Here is a 20,059-nt window from a genome sequence, read left to right as displayed (position 1 = left end):
TGTTGATATTTTAATTTATATACCTTAATCCTTATAATTTCTTAAACCAAGTGTTATACCTACCTCAGCATAAGCACCTCGTATTGAACCGTTATAATCATCACTATTAAGTGGTAATGTGTAATAGTAGCGTCCTTGCAAGCCTAATATAACTTTACCAAAAGGTATTGAATAATTTAAACCTCCGGCCATACCATACAAAATATCCTTATCCAATACAAACTCCTCGGGTTTAGACAAGTAAGCTGTAATAAAAGGACCTGCATTAAAGGCTAATGTAGTTTTTCCAATATTAAATGCTACATGGGTTAATAATGGTATCTGTATAGAACTAGCTGACGAAGATAGAGTATCTGAACTGAATGTTTCATTATTATAATTAGCCTCAACCAAAATACCTAAATTCTTCTGCTCCATATGTATAAATTGTAGACCAAAAGTAGTCCCAATAAACGGATGACTTAAACCATAACCACTCTCTGGCAAGTTGAATTGATGGTCTTTTATATAAACTCCTCCTTTAACAGCTATCTCGCTATAGCGTTTAAATTCCTCTTTTTGAGCGCTAAGCATTCCTGAAAACAAGAATAGAAGTACCAAAGATATTGAAGTAGTTTTGCACATATATGGCTAAATAGTTGATTTACAAAGTTGCTTATTGCGTAATAATGCCTTTATGATAGCCTCTAGTTTTTAACTAAAGTGCCAATTTTCTCTCCCTTAATAACTTTAACAAGGTTTCCTGGAGTATCCATATCGAAAACTACAATTGGTAAATCGTTTTCTTTACACATCGTTGTGGCTGTTAAATCCATCACCTTTAATCCCTTATTATAAATCTCATCAAAAGTAATCTCATCAAATTTTGTAGCGCTTGGGTCCTTTTCTGGATCGGCAGTATAAATACCATCCACGCGTGTACCCTTTAGCATCACATCTGCCTTTATCTCAATTCCTCTTAATGAAGAACCTGTATCTGTAGTAAAATAAGGATTTCCTGTACCTGCTGATAAAATAACCACTTCACCCGACTCCAAACATTCAATCGCCTTAGGTTGAGAATAAAACTCTCCAACAGGCTCCATTCTGATAGCCGTTAAAACGCGTGCTTTTACACTATTATTATTTAAAGCCGACTTTAATGCCAAACTATTAATTACGGTTGCCAACATGCCCATCTGGTCGCCTTGATATCTATCAAAACCCTTAGCAGCACCACTTAAACCTCTGAAAATATTACCTCCACCGATAACAATTCCAACTTGAACACCCAATTCAGCAATTTCTTTAATCTGAGTTGCATACTCATCTAATCTATTCTGATCAATGCCATAATTTTGGTCGCCCATTAACGATTCTCCGCTCAGTTTAAGTAATACTCTTTTGTACATGATATCTATATTCTAGCAATTATTTATTTCAGCACAAATCTAATCAAAAAGAACAGAATCCCTGTAATTCAATATTGTAAATATTGAACTCAACAATTATCAATAAATATTTAAATAAATCAAAAAGAGAATGAACATTCACTTTTATTTGTGGTTTATAGTCTGAGAATTCGTTTATCGCAAATTTGATAAACGATTATCACTCAAAATAGAAGTACGATAAATTAAACAATATGGCTAAACTGCAGAAAAGTATTGAAAAAAGAAACGCCTTATTAAGAGCGACACTCTGCTTGGTGAATAGCGGAGGTATACAAGAGGCCTCTGTTGCCAAGGTAGCTAAAATGGCACAGGTCTCTCCTGCTACAATCTATCTGTATTTTGAGAATAAACAAGATATGGTTAACCAGCTATACTTATCTGTAAAAGAACACTATGCTACTGTTGCTTTTAAAAACTATATCGCTGACAAGCCAGTTAAAAAAAGCTATGAGCAGATATGGTTAAACATGATTCAGTTTAAAAAAGACAACCCTGAAGAATCCTCCTTTCTATCTCAATGCGATAATACACCTATTATTGAAGAAGAAACGAGGCAAAAAGGTTTGAGCTTTCTGCAACCATTATTCGATTTGTGGGAGAAAGGAAAAAATGAGGGAATTATCAAAGATGTTTCGCCATATATTATTTATGCTTTTACCATATATCCTCAATCTTTCTTAACAAATATTGAGCAACGATCATTGTGTAAAATAAATAAGGTAGAACTAACACAAGCTTTTCAGGCTGCGTGGGACAGTATTAAAGTTTAAAACGATGAAAAAGAAAACGGCAATAATAATAGGGGCAAGTGGCTTAACAGGAGGACTTTTACTGCAAAAGCTAATTGAAGACGATCAATATGAATCCATAAAACTATTTTCGAGGAGATCTATAAATCATTCATCCACAAAAGTTAAAGAATTTATTGGAGAGATTATTAATCTTGATCAATACGAGAGTGACTTTAAGGGAGATGTTGTTTTCTGCTGTATTGGAACCACCAAAGCAAAAACAAAAGACCAAAGTATTTACAAAGCTATTGATTATGGTATCCCGGCTAAGGCTGCATTATTATCTAAAAAGAATCATATAAAAACCTTTATGGTAGTTTCTGCTCTTGGTGCTGATTCAAATAGCAGTGTATTTTACAATAGAACAAAAGGCGAGATGGAAGCCGTCGTTTCTTCAGCCGGAATCACTAACACTTATATTCTCAGACCATCTTTAATTGTTGGTAAACGCTCTGAATTTAGGTTAGGAGAAAGATTTGCGTCGGTTGTTATGCGTATTATGGCTCCTTTAATGATTGGAAAATTAAAAAAATATAGATCAATAAATGCCGAAGATATTGCAAACTGTATGTATAAACTCAGCAATTCTCAAGGAGATCATACAATAATTGAATCGGATGAAATAAAATTTATTGCAAATCACTAAACCTAATTAGATATTTTGTGTTTGGTTAAAAAAAGAATGAACATTCAGTAAATAATAAAAATAAGATATAATGGAATTATTAGATAAATTAAAGTGGCGTTATGCAACAAAGGCCATGAATGGCGAAAAAGTAGAACAAGAGAAAATTGATAATATTATTGAAGCAGTTTCCTTATCGGCAACCTCAAGCGGTTTACAGCCATTTGAATTGTTAGTTATTACTAACGATGAAATAAAAAAGCAAATAAGAGCTATTGCCTGGGATCAGTCAGTTATAACAGATTGTTCACACCTATTAGTGTTTGCTGCTTGGGATACTTATACGCCAGAGCGCATCAACAAAATGTTTGACCTAACAAACGATGTACGTGGTTTTAAAAATCAAGGTTGGGAAGACTATCGTCAGATGTTATTGGGTACTTACCCACAACGCGATGAAGAAACCAACTTTAATCATGCTGCTAAACAAACTTATATTGCATTTGCTAACGCGATAAATGCTGCTGCTTTCCAAGGAGTAGATTCTACACCTGTTGAAGGTTTTGATCCGGATGCATTAGATAAAATTTTAGGCTTGCGCGAAAAAGGCTTACGAAGCACTCTGCTATTACCAATTGGCTATAGAGATGCTGAGAATGATTGGCTAGCTAACCTAGTTAAAGTTCGAAAAAGTAAAAAGGATTTGGTTACTGTGATTGAATAATCCTAAATACGATAATTATTAAAGCATTCTATTTACAGGATGCTTTTTTTACGCGCCTATTAAAAGAATAACATAATAGCTGATAGCCCAATTACCACAATCACAAATCTGCGATAAGCCTTTTCTGGTATTATTTTTACTAAACGTTTGCCCAAAAATGCACCAGCCAATAAGGCCGGTAGCAATACAAAATTAAGCTGTATAGTTTGCCATGTAATAGAATGCCAGTAAAAAGCATGGATTGGTACTTTTAAAGTATTTAATAACAAGTAGAAAGCGGCACCTGTAGCGATAAACGTTTCTTTAGGTAAACGCATCGTCATTAAATACAAATTAAAGATTGGGCCAGCTGCATTTCCTATCATAGTGGCAAAACCACCCGATAATCCTAAGGAAGTAGAAAACCACTTTTTCTCAGTAAATCCACCTTCTTCTTTTTTAATATCCTTATAAATAATGATGGCCAAACAGACCAATATAGCTATGGCAATAGTAAAGCGAAATTGATCATCAGAAACATATTTACCCGTAAAGGTTGCGACAGTAATGCCGATTAATGCCCATGGCAGAAGTTTAGATATATAACTCCATTCCATCTTTTTACGGTAAACTATTAGAGCAAAAAGATCGCCAAAAATCAGGAAGGGTAACAAAATACCTGCCGATGCCATCCCCCCATATAAGTGGGCTAGAATAGGAATATTAATCATAGCAAAACCTTTTAAGCCGCTTTTACTAATACCGCTAACAAAAGCACAAAAAAGAGTGATACCCCAAGTAAGCCAATCTGATTGTAATGGATTGATAATGTCTGCCATGAGTGCAAAGGAACGGAATATTTTATGATAACTAGCAAGAGTTAATGTTATTATTAATTAAAATACCCTTACATAAACCTTAAGCTACCAATTTCTTTTTTAGTCAATTTTTATATATTTGCAGCCATAATTGTTTGGCCCCATAGTTCAAGGGATAGAACAAGTGTTTCCTAAACACTAGATACAGGTTCGAGTCCTGTTGGGGCTACTTTTTACCCAAAAGGAAGAATACAAAACCCTGTGAATCGTATGATTTACAGGGTTTTGTGTTTTTTAGCAATTCAATATAAACCAATATATATTGAATTCAATCGGGAGTAATTCGGGAATCATTTTTTATCATTACATTTGATTCCCGAATGGAAGCCTTAACAACACAAATACAATGTGTTACAGAGGTCAAAATCCGAAATGAGGCCGTTTTTTTTGATTGATATTGATTGAATTTTAATGCTAAAAGGTGAGTAAAAACACACCGAATTGAAGCAATTATTCACAATCAAAAACAAATAGCATGACACCAACAACAACATTTAGCGTTATTTTTACTCCACGAGTAATTAAAGGAAATAAACAGAAAGTGACCATCTGCTGCAGGATTACAGTAGATGGAGTACGTACTGAATTCTCCGTAGTAAAGAATATACCTATAGGCGCATGGATGCCATCCAAAGAAAGGCTCAATTCAAGCTATCCCGACTTCAGAAAATCGAACCTCTATATCGAACAAGTTCGAGCACGAATCACCGAGATACATCGTGAATTAGTATTGTCTAAAAAGATATCCTCTCCACAAATCATCAAGAACATATTCCAAGGGAAATCTAACGATCGCAAGACCTTGAGCTACCTCATCGATTATCATAATCAGACACAAGCCGACATACTTAGCGAAGCCACCTTTAAGCAATATAAAACCCTGAGGCGCTACCTATACCTATTTATGGAGCAATCTAAATCAATAGATGAAATCTACATCGATCAAATCGATTTCAAATTCCTAACCGAGTTTGAGGCCTTTTTAAGAGCCTTCCAACCTGTCGATCACCAACGAAAGATGAGCAACAATACAGTAATGAAACACCTCACAAAACTCAAAAAACTTATTAACCTGGCCCATAAACTCGATTGGATTAAAAAGAACCCATATGATCGTTTCAAAATATCCTATACCAAAGTGAACAGAGGATTCCTAACCGATTTAGAAGTCAAGGTTATTATGACCAAAAAGCTCCGAATGGAGCGCCTACAATTGGTACGCGACCTATTTATTTTTGCCTGTTACACTGGCTTGTCCTATATCGACATGCACCAACTAAAGCCCGATAATATTGTGTTAGGAATTGATGGTGAAAATTGGATAAAAAATGAGAGACAAAAAACACACGAGACCTATAGCATCCCCCTGCTCCCAGAAGCCTTAAGCATCGTTAATAAATATCGAGAGCATCCCAAAGCGGTGCATAGAGGAACAATTTTTCCTTCCATCTCAAATCAAAAAATCAATAGCTATTTAAAGGAAATTGCCGATCGCTGCGACATCCATAAAAACCTCACCTTCCACTTAGCGCGACATACTTTTGCCACTACCATAACCCTAAGTAATGGAGTACCTATTGAAACGGTAAGCAGGATGCTAGGCCACACCAAGCTTTCAACAACACAAATCTACGCACGAGTAGTAGAAAATAAGATTAGTGATGATATGAAAGAACTTAGAAATAGGCTCAATAATAAGTCTGAAGAAAATAATTATCAGAAGGTTAAACACTAGTTAAAGTGTAACGAATCGATACAATATTTATGTGATAATATTAATTTAGTTGTATAACGTTTGTACAAAGCCAAACTCAATATGATTAAATTATTACATCACTTAGAAGAACTAACTTGCTCATCATGTGTAAATAATGCTTGTAATTTTTACTTATTATTGAAGACCAAAGATTACGAAACGCAGTTACACAACTACATTCCCGGTATTTCATTTTGGAAAAAATTGATTCTTGATTACGTATTGCAGAATGACAATACTGGGAATGTAAAGCAGCAAATGAGAGTACTACAACTGAGCATTATTGATACATTAAATAATCTCTTTAACAGCCAAAGCAATTGTAAGTATAAAACACTGTGTGCTGATTTAATAAAGAACCCCCATCTCGAAATATTGATAAAGCTATTTGACTTTATCAAAAGCCGATTTCCAAACTACTTTGATGCAAAATTAAAGTTGCCCAATATTATCGTAGAACGCGAGCTGAGTAAGAGTGTAATTGATAAAAATTGGTTAATCATTAACAACCAGTACTATAACGATTTACAAATTTCATTAAAGCCATTCATTCAACTAAATGATTGTGAGAATAATAAGTTTACTGACAATAGAATAACTTACCTAAATACCTTAGCTACCAAGCTTAAAAAAGTGTTGTATAGATATACTGAGAAGGATCAGCTGTTTAAAGAGTTAATAAAAACCTTTCTGGTTTACAATTACAACTATCCGCCCTGCTATACTTTTATTACAGATAAAATGACAAAGCGTTTGGAGGAAGAAAATTCACTTCAAAGCAAAATCAATAAACTAAAGAAATATGAAACAAGAATCCAACAATTACCGCAGTGTACCACCGAGCAATACTCTAATAAATACAAATCTTTAAAATCAAACGTATTAAAATGGGTACAACAAGAATTAAAATACAATGTCTATAAAATGAATATGGTATCTACTCCAATACCCAACAAAGTAGATCACAAACCAATAAAGCACAAAATTAAAACCAACCTTTCTGTTCCACAATTAGCATGTCTGTTGCGACAATTTATCGAAGCCAATGTTATTCAAGGTAAAACCAAGAAGCACACCCTGCAGATGTTTTCACAAATACTTAGCTCAACATCCAGTTCTCAAGTCTCAGAAAAGAGCCTTTATAAGAAGTATTATAATATTGATGATAACTCCGCGCAAGTGGTAAAAGATTTGATACTAAACCTCTACAAATCGTTTAATGCAGATAGTATGAAAAAATAATTACCCCATATAAGTGACTGATAATCATGGGGTGGTTCGGGGGTGGTACCACCCCCTACCACTGTTTTTGTATTGATATTCTATTTTCCTTTGTCACAAATCAATATCAATCAAAAATTATGGCATTAGAAGTAATCACAACAGACGACCTAAGAGAATTCAAAATAGAGCTCTTAGACGAAATTAAAAAACTACTCAAACTGAACGCTAGTGGCACAGAAAAAAAATGGCTCAAATCCTATGAGGTTAAAGAGCTATTAAACATCTCTCCAGGAACACTTCAACACCTACGCGTATCAGGCATTCTTCCTTACACCAAAATTGGTGGTACGATATACTACGATCATAGTGAAATCCAAAAAATATTGGCCGACAATAAATCAGGGAATTACCCAGCGAATAATGAATACTTGCATCTGGATACCTGATACTAAGAAAACATGAACTACATCAAGCATCAAAATCACGTTTTCGCTTTGATGGATGCCAATGCCAAAATAAAACCATTACACATTAGCCTTTACCTGGCTTTGTTTAGAATTTGGAATCGGAACCGATTTGTGAACCCCATAACCATTACCCGTTTAGAGATGATGCAAATGTCTAAAATCGGTTCTCCAAATACCTATTCAAAAATACTTAAAGAGCTCCAGTTGTATGGTTTTATACGCTATCATCCATCCTTCGATGCACGTCTGGGAAGTAAGGTCGACATGTACACTTTTGATACAGGTACCTGTACACTCGCTGTATCAAAAGTGATACCTTTTAATAAACATATAAACAATACACTCTCTATTAAAGAAAATGAAGTTTCTATTTCTGATGGAGCAGAACAAAAAGAAAATACCGATATGAAAAAACAACCATTCACACCACCGCCTTTAGAGCACATCAAAATCTATTTCCAACAAAAAGCACAATCCGATTCCGAAGCCGAACGCTTCTTCAACCATTACGAAAGTAACGGATGGTTAGTAGGAGGCAAATCACCCATGAAAGACTGGAAAGCATCCGCACGCAATTGGATACTCAATATTCAAAAGTTCGCCACCAAAGCCAAGGAAGTAGCCCAACAACGCTTCCTAAACCAAAATAAAAACCCAAACGGCACCCAAAAAGCAAAACTCCGACCCATATCACCACCGCCCTCATCCAACAACTACGATGACCCCCTCTGAAGGAAGAGCTCGTGCACGTGTCCCCACGTGTTAGCAATAGCTGTTCTGAGCCACAATCCCACGCCATTGCGTCATTGCACGCAGCAGCAATCTCAAGGCGCCACGATCAATTAAAGCAGTAAGTCATCTCGATACTTGCGTCTTGATACCTGATACTAAACGACGCTGTAAATCACTTCAGTCTTCAGCCTGAAAACTAAACTACGCACTCTTCCCACCTAGCGTCTAAAAACGTTAAGAAGATTAGTGAATGGAGCGTTAAGAATAAAAAGTTGTTTGAGTAAAACGAGTTCTTTTTATTTAGCACAGTGAAACGAATCTTTAGTTTTTCGATACAGTGGCGGCATTTTTTGTTTACTTTTTTTGCTGTTGACAATTGAAGCGAAGCGTAAATCACGAACACCAATCAAAACAAAATAGCGTGAGCTAAAATGTAAAAGCCTTGCGGCTAGAGCAAACACCAAGTTGTAAATCATCTTGATACTTGTGTCTTGATACCTGATACTAAACGAACCTGCAAATCCCATTTATAACTTATCATTTAACACTTATCACTAAAATGAAATTTTATACCATCCAAAACAACACCATCATCTACGACTTCCAAAAGTCCCTTGCCCACATCACCAATCAAGGCAAGCTCACCTACGGTTCACATTTCCGTTTGCACGATGAAGACATGCACATCATCAAAAAACTATTCGTCTATTTCATTAACGACCATAGTGGCTGCCAACAACACAATATGGATCCCCGCAAGGGAATCCTCCTCATCGGACCAGTAGGCTGTGGCAAAACAGCATTGATGAAACTCATGCAAACTATACTTCAGACACACCAACGCTATGCCCTCAAGGCATGTCGTGATATCACCTTCGAATTTCAAAAAGATGGATTCGAAGCCATTCACCGATACAGCAAAAAAAGCTTCACCAATGTTCCTGGGCGAAGAATCCCCAAAACCATATGCCTTGACGATCTAGGAGCAGAATCCAACATCAAGCACTTCGGTACCGAGTGTAATGTGTTGGCCGAAGTATTACTCAGTCGTTATGATCTCTTCATCAACAATCGCCTCATTACCCACGCCACCACCAATCTCAATGCCCAGGACATCGAAAAACTCTACGGCCAACGCGTCCGAAGCCGCATGCGCGAAATGATGAATGTAATCACCTTTCCGAAGGAAGCACCGGATAAAAGAAAGTAATTTGTTTTCGCATCCCACGCTATTGCGTCATTGTGATGAGGTACTAAGAAGCAATCTCAAAGCGCCATACAAGTTATTTGGAATTAAAACTAAGCAACACATCACTGACAAATGTGCGAAATAATGATTATAATTACTTCTCTAAAAGAACACTGCGAATAAGAGAAAAATAAATTATTATCCATAAGTAATGATTAAAATGTTAACGTACAATGAACTTATAGAATTAAAAAACAAACTCATAAAAAATGAGATTGGAATAGAGGAAGCGAAAAATGAATGTTGGAAAGACTTTAAGAAAGGACAACGTTCGTGGCATACAAAAGATTGGAAAGAAAGAAGAGTAAAGATCATTAAAGAGAAATGTGAAATATGTAGTAGTAAAGATACACTAACTCTGCAACACCTATCTCATCCAAAGAAATTTTCAGAATATTCCCGTGAGTTAACAACAGAGTTTACTAAAAATTATATTGATAATAATTACCAAATTAATAAAGCAGAATTTACGGAACATGTGCTTAAAAACCACGATTATGTGCCGGTCCCAACTTGCCCAAATTGTAAAAATAAAAGACCTAGTAAGAGAGTAACAAAAATCCCGAAATTTAGGTGCACAACTTGTAAACTTGAATTTGAAGAACCAATGTACAAATCAGCGAACGAACTCATTACTATTTTTTTTGAAGATGAATATAGGTACGAGGTTCAAGACAAGTGCTTTATAACAAAAGACAAATGGCGTAATAAACAAAAGCTGGCAAATATTAAATATTGGTTTCAAAGAGAACAATTAAAGAAGATGGAATCTGAAACAATTGAAAAAAAAGCTTTCCTACTTTATTTAGACGACAATATTAAATACCTTTCTTTTGAAGATACAATTACTGCTTGTAAGAAATGTGCCTCTAACTTTGACTTAAATAATATGGAGCTGTGCCCAAAATGTAAGAGTCATTACAAAGGAATTCAATACCCAACTTGTATTCAATGCTTACCAGAAGAAAAACGAAAAGAAGTGCAGGAATATATAGATTTCTGTAAAAAAGAGTGGGAGAAGAACAAAGAACTTGGAATTGACTAAAAACAAGAGTCAATGATTTAAAAAGCTACTGTTAGTTATTTGGTAATAAAACATATCTAACTGGACGCCCAAGCTGCATGACAGCTTTATACAAAACAACCAACCTACAAATCACTTCAGCCTAAAAACTAAACTCAAACCAACCAGTCTTTCTTTAAAATAGTGGTTTAGTGATTGTTTTTTTTAATTTCGTATAGGTTTAAGGAGTCAAACAAATACTAAGCAAAATTGAAATGAAAATCCCTCAAAATATTACAAAGGCTGATCTGATAAAGGCAGCCGATAAAATAATTGAAGAAGGAATTCCCAAAGGAGCCCAATCCACAACTTACGATGTATTCTATAAAAATGAATTACTACCTCCAAAGCTTATAGTTTCCTATGCCAACTATTTCAGAAATAATGAAGAGTTAGAGAGAACCTCTTTTGAGGGCGGACTCAATACACCATGCTTTGGCTTATTAATGGAGAATGACTTTCAGATAATTAAAAAGCCCAGACATCTTGAAAAGGCATATGCAGAGTACATTAATTCAGAAAATAAAAAGAATAGTGGTAAGGCACAGTCTTATATAAGATCACTTGAAATTTTAAACACATATATACCACAAAGTAAAAAACAGAACATTGCTGAATTAGAAAATATTTATACGGTTTATCAAACTTCACACATAGAACTAATAATAGCTTGGGTTAAAGCAAATGCCTCTTCAGAAGACTATGGAGAATTTAATGATTTGTCTACCAAAAGCTATATAGAGAAAGGGTTTTTCTCTGCAGCACTAAATTCTTATAAATCGTTTTTGAGCAATAAAGTTATGCGTCCTATAAATATTGGTGAATTATCTAAAAATGATAGTAATGTAAATTCCGATATCTCTTTTGATATTGATTCGCTAATTAGGGGAATTCAAACATCCGGATTATTAATTAGCAAAACACTACTAACCCGCTTCGTTGCATCCTTACTCACCAAGCCCTTTGTTATACTCTCTGGCCTTTCCGGTTCCGGAAAAACAAAATTAGCACAAGCTTTTACCCAATGGATCTGTCAAGACGAGAGTCAATATTGCATTGTACCCGTTGGTGCCGATTGGACAAACAGAGAGCCCTTGCTCGGTTACCCCAACGCATTAAAAACTGACGAATATGTAAAACCCGATAATGGGGCACTTGATCTTATTATTAGTGCTAATAACAATCCCGATTTACCACATTTCCTTATCCTAGACGAAATGAACCTAAGTCATGTGGAGCGTTACTTTGCCGATTTCTTAAGCCTTATGGAATCCAAAGGTAAACTTTCTCTTTATGCCGAAGGAGCAGAATGCCATGGCGTACCTGCAACCTTGAGTTTGCCCGATAACTTATTCATTATTGGCACCGTTAATATCGACGAAACCACTTATATGTTCAGTCCTAAAGTACTCGATCGTGCAAATGCAATAGAATTTAGGGTAACAAAAACCGAGATGGAGTCGTTCTTTGCCAATCAACAAGATGTTGATATGAGTAAATTACAAACCAAGGGAGCATCCATGGCGAAAAGTTTTCTCTCACTAGCAGCAAACAAGGAATTTACAAAGCAAGATTTAAACGAAACCCATAAAACGCTAATCAACTTTTTTGAACAACTCAAAAAAACAGGTGCAGAATTTGGTTACCGCAGTGCGACAGAAATTGTTCGTCTCATTAATCAATTAACGGTAATTGATCCTAGTTTAAGCAATAATCAAAAGCTTGATATAGCCATTATGCAAAAACTATTACCAAAGCTTCACGGCTCACGCCGTAAGTTATGCCCAGTACTCATTACACTAGCTAGCTTTTGCGTAGACAAAGAAAAATTTCAGAATATTGAAAAGGATATCTTCGCCAAAGACGATTTCGATTTCGAGTCAGATGGAATTAAATACGCCATATCACTCGAGAAAATCACAAGAATGTACAAAGGAGCTATTGAAAATGGATTTGCCAGTTATGCAGAAGCTTAAGCAATGGAAAATAAATCATTTGTAAATATCAACCTCAATCACATAGAAGAGGGGCTTCAACTTTGCATCGACGCAAAATGTGAAAACACATTATTCGAAGATTCAGATGCAGAAGAATACGGAGAGGCACGTTTTCAATTAGTGGAGGGCTTTTCCTACGACTATACTTTTCTACTCAATAATAATTTTGCAAGCGCCTATGCCTTGCAGAAAGAAAGTCATGTAGTTCCGCATAAACGCAACCAATGTACGGGTACTATTTCTCCAAATATATATGTAGGTACATTAGGTCTATATATCAAGAAACTCTCGGAACCCGATTTTACTGAAGAAATATTTGTCGAAGTACAATCTGTCAAAACTGGATACCGTGATGATTATCGTGATATGTTGGAGTTGATTACTGAAAAATGTACCGACTTGCTCATGCAAGCCAACGCTCCCGTTTCTCAGAATTTTGAAACCGACTTTGAAAAGGACAATGAAACCCTATATCAAAAGTTTGCTTTCATAAAATCAATATTAGCAACAGATGAATTTGCAGAATCTGTACATCGCATAGTTTCCTCACCCGTTACACAATGGAAAGAGAAGTCTGAGCAAAAAGACATAAGAAATATCAGGCGATTTAAAAATTCCAATATCAAGGAACTTATTGCAGGGAGCAACAGAACTCCATTATCTAACAAGCATTATCTGCAAACTTATGGCTTAAATAGTTTACCAGGTAAAGTGTCTTCGAATCGAAAAGTAGATACTGTTGATACCGCCGAAAATAGGTTCGTTAAATTTGCGCTTGAAAGCTTCCTAAAGTTTGCCTCAGACATTAATAAGTCTGCAAAATATGGTTCACGCTTATGGAAAGAATCAGATCAGCTTGAAAAAGAGCTAGAATCATTTTTACACCATACCATATTTAAAGAGGTTTCACGTCCAAATACCTTAAAATTAAACAGTCCTGTTCTACAACGTAAAGAAGGCTATCGCGAAGTACTGCGAGTTTGGTTAATGTTCGACCTAGCGGCTAAATTGGTTTGGGAAGGAGGAGACGATATTTACAAAGGAGGGAAGAAAGATATTGCTACCCTTTATGAGTATTGGCTTTTCTTTAAGTTGCTCGATCTATTTGAGTCGGCTTTCGAAATTACACCCAAAGATATTTCTGAACTGATAAAGGAAACCTCCGATGGTTTGAGTTTGCAACTAAAACAGGGTGCACATACTGCATTACGGGGAGTTTATAATACTGGCACACGTAAATTAAATATCCGTTTTAATTATAACAGATCCTTCAGGGGGCAAAATAATTACCCACAATCAGGCAGTTGGACAACAACAATGCGCCCTGATTATACCTTATCGTTTTGGCCATTCGGTATTTCCGAAAGTGAAGCCGAAACACAAGAGCTCATTGTACATATTCATTTCGATGCCAAGTATAAAATTGCCAACCTAACGGATATGCTCAATAAGTCCTCAGAAGACGATCTTACCACAGAAAAAGAAAATAACCGCAAAGGTATTTATAAAAATGCCGACCTATTAAAGATGCATGCCTACAAAGATGCAATCAGAAGAACAGGTGGGGCATATGTTCTTTATCCAGGTGAGACCTCAATTAACAAAAAAGGCTTTCACGAAATTATACCCGGACTAGGAGCCTTTCCTGTTCGTCCTTCTAAAACAGACGACGGCATTAGTGAACTAAAGAATTTTATTCTAGAAGTAATCAATCACTTTATCAATAGAGCATCTCAACGCGAGAAGATAGCCTATCGTACATTTGATGTTTATAAAGATAAACCAAAATCAAGTGATGAGGTAAACGATCTTTTACCCGAAGTGTACGGTAACAATCGCAATCTAATTCCGGATGATATTCAGGTTTTAGTAGGATTTTATAATACAAAAGAACAATACGATTGGATAAAAAAAGGTCAGTATAATTTTAGAATGGGATCAGGTAATGGCTCACTGATATTAGATACCGAAACAGTATCTGCAAGATACCTACTATTACATACCCATAAAGATAAAACAAGCAACGACATTTGGAAAATCACCAGCAAGGGACCCAGAGTATTCACACGAAGAAATCTTGAAAAGTTAGGATACCCAAAAGCAAAAGACCCAAAAGACCCAAAAGAATACGAAAAAAGTTACTTGGTAATAAACATTGAAAAAGTGGACGAACCAGAACTTACTGCACACCATTGGATATTTAGCAAACTCAATAACTATCAATCAAAAAATGCTGCAGCAAAACCATTCACAGCAACACTATCAGAACTAATGCAAGTAAAGAAAAAACCATAATGTTCATTATCCTATAAAACAAAAAAAAGCCACTGTCATGAGAACGACAGCAGCTTTTCCAATCTTTAACCTGCCTAACACATGTAACCAATAATATTGTAATCTTAAATTCATCTAATGGTGCTGAACTAAATCAAAAAGTATAGGAGTAAAATACCATTACTAATATATATCTGCATTGTTAATGGCTATTATTTTTTTACTATATTTTTCAGTATCCATATCAAAATAACCCGAAAACCAGATCATCCCTGCTCCTATCATGGCACCCTCAGTTTTACAGTACATATTAATGGTAACTTGCTTTTTAATGTATGCGATAAATTCAGAATAAAATATTTTACCGGCATACCGAAGCATCTCATCTGCAGTCTTTATAGTATGCTCTTTCGTCCCTTCAAGATGCACTGTAATAGGGTATGCTATGTTTTCAGCAATCCAATTATAATCTTCATCCACAATAGCTTTTTTTATGGCAGCGGCAAACTGCTCTACTTCCTCGGTAGTATCATAAAAAGCAGGCGAGTAACGACACTCTTTTGATCCGTAATAATATCCTGTTGAATTCAGTTTAAAGGGAAGTGACTTAGCACTATTGGCATTTATCCATTCACCCTCTATTGATGAGAAACGTTCTGACACAGTCCCAATAAAAAAACCTGTAATCTCTTGATTAATCGATTCTTCAAGAATTAGGTCACCACCATCTAGTTCTCCCCTTAGGTCAATTTTAGTTTCATACTTATTATAGTAGTAACTACCCTTAAGTTTACCCTCATTATCCGGATATAGTGTAAGCGATACTTTTACACCACCAATGCTGCCTTCAAAATCGTACCACCCACTAAGTGGTCTAGAACAAACTGCTTGTATACAAACATGAATTACTATAATAGTAGTTAAAAATCTCATAGTTCATAAGGATTGTTGTTAATACCTTTACTTTATAAGTTTAAGAATATTCGATAATGTTTTTTCAGCTAGCTCACTGCTATTTATAGAATAGATAATATCTGCCATCTTATAGGAAACATTCCGTTCTTCAAAATCCTTTAAAAAACGCGTCTTCCAACCAAACCCTTCTTCTTCAGCAATTCGATATACAGAGCGTTTCTTCCAGTTATCATTTACTATAAGCCGTTCCAAAAGTGAATCTTTATCCACATGCAAATATACAGAGGTGTAGTTTAGCTCTTTTAATTTTTTGCGCACATCTGTATTTATAAATACCTTACCTCCTAAATCCAATAAACTTTTCCCCAGCCTATTTTTTTCCAGTAAGTCGATATTTACACAAGCCTCAAAATCCCTAAATAACTGTTCACCATAGTTTTTAATAAATTCTTCCGAGCCAAGACAAGGGATAAACTGATCCTTACCTAAGTTGCTTTCTTTACAAAACAAACGGGATATAGTCAACTGTGGATTTTGTAGTATATAATCATAGTACTGATCACCAGTGATAATCTTCTTATCCAGTCGCTTAGCCAATAGGTTTGTCAGTGTTGTTTTTCCTGAACCTGGCATACCAACCAGCACTGTCTTATTGTATCTTATCATACTTCTTCTATTCTCATCCAAAACTAATTAAAGCAATTGTATTTTCATAAATCAATAGCGTGCTAAAAGTTTTAGAGTAATGATCTATACGTCTTGTTTAGTCTCGACCTCAGCCAGTGAACCAAAAAAACAGGATTGAAATGACGGTTAAGAATTGTTTTTTGTTTGAGTCCTTTAAGGCACGAAAAAGGGTGAGTTTAAAACATCGGAACAATTTAAAAATTGAGTATTCTTAATTGTTTCATCACCATTATAGTTTTTTGAGTGAATTGGAGTATAGCGGAAATCATTACCACTTCTCAAAAGTTTAGTTTCGTGAACTAAGTGGGTGCAGTCGACGGTCTTTTTGCTTCCTTTTTTGACTGAAGAATTGAAAAATCATGAACACAATATAAAATTGAATTTGTGTGAACTAAAAAAGGAAGAACCTACACGGCTCGAGTGAAAAGTTATTTAGGACAATATTATTCATAAATCAAGAGCATTTCTATTTGCTTAGTTTAACTTAATAAGTATTTTTACAATAGTGTAAATTTCAATTCCTAGTTATGATAGATTTTATTACTGAGAACATTATCATCATTTTTATTATTCTGATTCTCACAGTGTCATTAATTGAGTTTATCCATAAATCAATAGATAAGAAGTCTCAATTCATATCAAAGGCCGATAATAAGAAGAAAAATCTTAAAGTTAAATTTAGGAACATTTTTCATTCAGCTAGCGAAAATATAGATCATTTTGTTCTTCTGCGTAATATTAAACTACGTTTGGTAATCTATTCTGTAACAGCTATACTAATTACCTATCTAGGTTTAAAAGATATTTTAAATTATGAATTAATACTTATTTCTCTATTCACAATAGAGTTAATTCAATATACCATTAAAAGGTCTAAAGGAAAGGTAAATTGGGAAGCAATTATCTCTATTTGCGTAATTCTTTTAATAGGTTCATTGCTTCTGATCTCTATTCGAACAATAAATAGTTGGGAGAACTCTTCAAGTAAAATAGTTGTTGCTGATTCAAATGAGGTAGTTGGCAAGCTAGAAGATACGGATAAGCCACCTGAACCTAACGCAATAGCAATATTTACATTGATAATTACATCTTATGCCATCTTTGTAGCAACCTCAGTATTCTTGCCGCGTTTTACGCTTAAGCAAACGGTTAAAGATGAGGTTAATAAAATGAAAGATCAACTTGATTATGATAAAAATGATATTGATATTGAAATACTAAAAACTGAAGCGCATGACAACAGGATGAATGCCTACTTTTTGCTTAAACATGATGAATTTATATGGGCTTTAGGTTGGGCGACAAAATCTTATAAACAATACCTAAAACTAATTTGTAAAGAAGATTTTACTGCTGATTATACGGATTTAATACAGGGTGAACTTGGTGAAATATTCGATAAAATCCAAGACGAACTTCTTAGCTATTTTTACAAAATTATATCTAAAAAAAATCTAAAACAATTAAGTGGAATTACGGTTAAACAAAAAATAAGTATTTTAAATCAGATTGCCAAAGCTAATGATATATCTAAAGTAGATCTAGAAATAAAATCAGATTTAGCCAATGATTTGGGAAAAATTATTAAGAAAAATAATATCAAATCTGATAAATTAGATGAAGGTAAAATAAGAAGAGCTTTAAAAGATTTTTATGATGTAAGGTGTTTAAATAACGAATCATTATCTAGCCCTAAAATGCATCTATCACGTAAAGAGATTGAAGAAGTTAATATAAAAATACAAAAGCTTATAAAGGTAGTGCTTAGTTGTGTGCCTTACGCTATTACCTTAAACGATATTCGTAAAATAACAAGTTCTAGGAATGAGGATATTGATACATATTTCATGGAACAATTAGGAATAAAAGATGTCAACACTAATTAGCACTAATAATAAATTATCCTTTGCTCACTTTACTTTGGTAAATCGGATACCACAAATTGTAGAGCAGGTAATAAATTATTACGACTTGCCATCTAACTCAGCCCTTGGTCTATTTATAAAAAGCATATCCAATGGGCCAATAGTGCCCATTGAATCTTACAATAGTTGTCCAAATCAAAGGAGTATTTATATTGGAGCTATCAATGAGGAATTAAGTGCTAATAATTACTCCTGGGATAATGCACCCTTTTTATTCCTCGAAAATTATCTATACCATAAATTAGCAGAGTTAGCTTTCAAAGATGAAATAAAAGGTGACTATTTTGCAAATACTAAAAATGCTGCAGTAGATAACTCTATGCCAACTATGCTCGCAACTTATAGCGAGTATAATAACATATGCAAGCTGCCCAAACTTAAATCTTTACCGCTGTTATTACAACTTAACCTTATGGGTAATAAAGCTGATTTAAGTCAAAGTACAGATACCTATTCTCAGAAACAACAGCATCACATACTTATTAATAAATCACAAAATATAGTCGACCAATTACCCAATTTAAAACAAGTGGATATTATCTTGGATAATTCGGGAGAAGAACTCTTTGCCGACCTCTTATTGGCACATTGCTTACTTACTACAGCTAATACTAAAAAGGTAGTTTTGCACTTTAAAACAATGCCATACTTTGTTTCCGATGCACAAATCTCAGATTACGATTATCTCATTAATTCTCTGAAGCGCAATAGTGGCTTAAGCCAATTTGCAAGTGAGATTGAAATGCTTGTGAATAATAATAAATTAATACTTACTAATGATGAATTTTGGTCAAGCGGCCTACTCTTTAGAGAGATGCCAAAAGCTTTAAGCCAGGAATTGAGTAAATCAGATTTATTAGTGTTCAAAGGTGATTTAAACTACCGTAAATTAGTAGATGATAGAATGTGGGATTGCTTAACACCAACTGACGATTTAATAAACTATCTGCCAACTGATGCCTTAATCCTTCGGGTATTAAAATCAGAGGTTATAGTAGGTCTTAAAGAAAAAGATATTCCATCTAAAGAAGATAACCAATGGAAATACAATGGCGAATACTCCATTATTGATTTTGTTAAAGTAAATACTGATAATAACAGCGAATAAAAAAACATCCTCCTACATAAAACAAAAAAAAGCCACTGTCATGAGAACGACAGCAGCTTTTCCAATCTTTAACCAAACCTAACCCTAACAAATATAATTAAAATCTAGATAGTAACATATACAACTAACTAAAAAAAATAAAAAAAGGTCCATCGGTGTTCCTCATCCCTCGTCAGCAAAAGGTCACGCCAGGCTTTCGCAGCATTATTTAAAAAGTCCATACCCTAAGGCA

General features: G+C 34.7%; 18 protein-coding genes and 1 tRNA gene. 14 read left to right on the top strand and 5 right to left on the bottom strand.

Annotation, left to right across the window (positions count from 1 at the left end):
- Positions 1 to 24: 24 nt before the first annotated feature.
- Positions 25 to 624 carry an outer membrane beta-barrel protein gene (locus tag A8B35_RS07705; RefSeq protein WP_068472097.1) on the bottom strand — a complete coding sequence of 200 codons (600 nt, stop codon included), beginning with the start codon at positions 622 to 624 and terminating at the stop codon, positions 25 to 27.
- Between the two features lie 62 nt (positions 625 to 686).
- Positions 687 to 1,391 carry a UMP kinase gene (gene pyrH, locus A8B35_RS07700; RefSeq protein ID WP_068472095.1) on the bottom strand — a complete coding sequence of 235 codons (705 nt, stop codon included), beginning with the start codon at positions 1,389 to 1,391 and terminating at the stop codon, positions 687 to 689.
- 233 nt (positions 1,392 to 1,624) lie between these two features.
- Here pyrH and A8B35_RS07695 point away from each other — a divergent pair, with 233 nt between their 5' ends.
- From A8B35_RS07695 to A8B35_RS07685, 3 genes are all read left to right on the top strand, one after another.
- Positions 1,625 to 2,203, top strand: coding sequence for a TetR/AcrR family transcriptional regulator (locus tag A8B35_RS07695; protein ID WP_068472093.1), 579 nt, complete (start codon positions 1,625 to 1,627; stop codon positions 2,201 to 2,203).
- Positions 2,204 to 2,207: 4 nt separating this feature from the next.
- A complete protein-coding gene (locus A8B35_RS07690; RefSeq protein ID WP_068472092.1) occupies positions 2,208 to 2,870 on the top strand; it encodes an NAD(P)H-binding protein in 663 nt (220 codons plus the stop codon).
- Between the two features lie 70 nt (positions 2,871 to 2,940).
- Entirely contained in the window at positions 2,941 to 3,573 is a 633-nt protein-coding gene (locus A8B35_RS07685) for a nitroreductase family protein (RefSeq protein WP_068472090.1), read from the top strand.
- 59 nt (positions 3,574 to 3,632) lie between these two features.
- On the opposite strand, the gene A8B35_RS07680 is transcribed toward A8B35_RS07685, so the two are convergent.
- Positions 3,633 to 4,391, bottom strand: a complete 759-nt coding sequence (locus A8B35_RS07680) for a sulfite exporter TauE/SafE family protein (RefSeq protein ID WP_071792528.1) — start codon at positions 4,389 to 4,391, stop codon at positions 3,633 to 3,635.
- Positions 4,392 to 4,527: 136 nt separating this feature from the next.
- On the opposite strand from A8B35_RS07680, the gene A8B35_RS07675 reads away from it, so the two are divergent.
- The 9 genes from A8B35_RS07675 to A8B35_RS07635 all read left to right on the top strand — a co-directional run bounded on the left by A8B35_RS07675 (position 4,528) and on the right by A8B35_RS07635 (position 15,213).
- Positions 4,528 to 4,599: transfer RNA gene (locus A8B35_RS07675), tRNA-Arg, on the top strand.
- A gap of 306 nt (positions 4,600 to 4,905) precedes the next feature.
- Positions 4,906 to 6,165, top strand: a complete 1,260-nt coding sequence (locus A8B35_RS07670) for a site-specific integrase (RefSeq protein WP_068472088.1) — start codon at positions 4,906 to 4,908, stop codon at positions 6,163 to 6,165.
- A gap of 81 nt (positions 6,166 to 6,246) precedes the next feature.
- Complete coding sequence (locus tag A8B35_RS07665; protein ID WP_068472086.1) at positions 6,247 to 7,428, top strand: hypothetical protein; 1,182 nt, start codon at positions 6,247 to 6,249, stop codon at positions 7,426 to 7,428.
- A gap of 119 nt (positions 7,429 to 7,547) precedes the next feature.
- The gene (locus A8B35_RS07660) at positions 7,548 to 7,856 is read left to right on the top strand and encodes a helix-turn-helix domain-containing protein (protein WP_068472294.1); all 309 of its coding nucleotides are present in this window, start codon (positions 7,548 to 7,550) and stop codon (positions 7,854 to 7,856) included.
- A 12-nt stretch (positions 7,857 to 7,868) separates the two neighbouring features.
- Complete coding sequence (locus tag A8B35_RS07655; protein WP_068472084.1) at positions 7,869 to 8,609, top strand: hypothetical protein; 741 nt, start codon at positions 7,869 to 7,871, stop codon at positions 8,607 to 8,609.
- 559 nt (positions 8,610 to 9,168) lie between these two features.
- Positions 9,169 to 9,819, top strand: coding sequence for an AAA family ATPase (locus A8B35_RS07650; RefSeq protein WP_068472082.1), 651 nt, complete (start codon positions 9,169 to 9,171; stop codon positions 9,817 to 9,819).
- A gap of 190 nt (positions 9,820 to 10,009) precedes the next feature.
- The gene (locus A8B35_RS07645) at positions 10,010 to 10,903 is read left to right on the top strand and encodes a hypothetical protein (RefSeq protein WP_068472080.1); all 894 of its coding nucleotides are present in this window, start codon (positions 10,010 to 10,012) and stop codon (positions 10,901 to 10,903) included.
- 233 nt (positions 10,904 to 11,136) lie between these two features.
- On the top strand, positions 11,137 to 12,897 hold the full coding sequence (locus tag A8B35_RS07640; RefSeq protein WP_068472078.1) for an McrB family protein: 1,761 nt from the start codon (positions 11,137 to 11,139) through the stop codon (positions 12,895 to 12,897).
- A gap of 3 nt (positions 12,898 to 12,900) precedes the next feature.
- Entirely contained in the window at positions 12,901 to 15,213 is a 2,313-nt protein-coding gene (locus A8B35_RS07635; RefSeq protein WP_068472076.1) for a DUF2357 domain-containing protein, read from the top strand.
- Positions 15,214 to 15,375: 162 nt separating this feature from the next.
- Here the strand turns inward: A8B35_RS07635 and A8B35_RS07630 are convergent, their stop codons facing one another.
- Together A8B35_RS07630 and A8B35_RS07625 are read right to left on the bottom strand one after the other, a co-directional pair.
- A complete protein-coding gene (locus A8B35_RS07630) occupies positions 15,376 to 16,125 on the bottom strand; it encodes a hypothetical protein (protein WP_068472074.1) in 750 nt (249 codons plus the stop codon).
- 27 nt (positions 16,126 to 16,152) lie between these two features.
- Entirely contained in the window at positions 16,153 to 16,773 is a 621-nt protein-coding gene (locus A8B35_RS07625; RefSeq protein ID WP_068472072.1) for a shikimate kinase, read from the bottom strand.
- Positions 16,774 to 17,321: 548 nt separating this feature from the next.
- Between A8B35_RS07625 and A8B35_RS07620 the strand changes: the two genes are divergently transcribed.
- On the top strand, positions 17,322 to 18,680 hold the full coding sequence (locus A8B35_RS07620; RefSeq protein WP_068472070.1) for a hypothetical protein: 1,359 nt from the start codon (positions 17,322 to 17,324) through the stop codon (positions 18,678 to 18,680).
- On the top strand, positions 18,664 to 19,827 hold the full coding sequence (locus A8B35_RS07615; protein ID WP_068472068.1) for a damage-control phosphatase ARMT1 family protein: 1,164 nt from the start codon (positions 18,664 to 18,666) through the stop codon (positions 19,825 to 19,827). Before A8B35_RS07620 ends, A8B35_RS07615 begins: the two co-directional genes overlap by 17 nt.
- Positions 19,828 to 20,059 lie beyond the last annotated feature (232 nt).

The sequence above is a fragment of the Saccharicrinis aurantiacus genome (genome assembly GCF_001660705.2).
In the GTDB taxonomy this organism is placed as follows: domain Bacteria; phylum Bacteroidota; class Bacteroidia; order Bacteroidales; family Marinilabiliaceae; genus Saccharicrinis; species Saccharicrinis aurantiacus.
The sequence above is the reverse complement of the archived record's forward strand: the minus strand, read 5'-3'. Positions and strand labels throughout refer to the sequence as shown.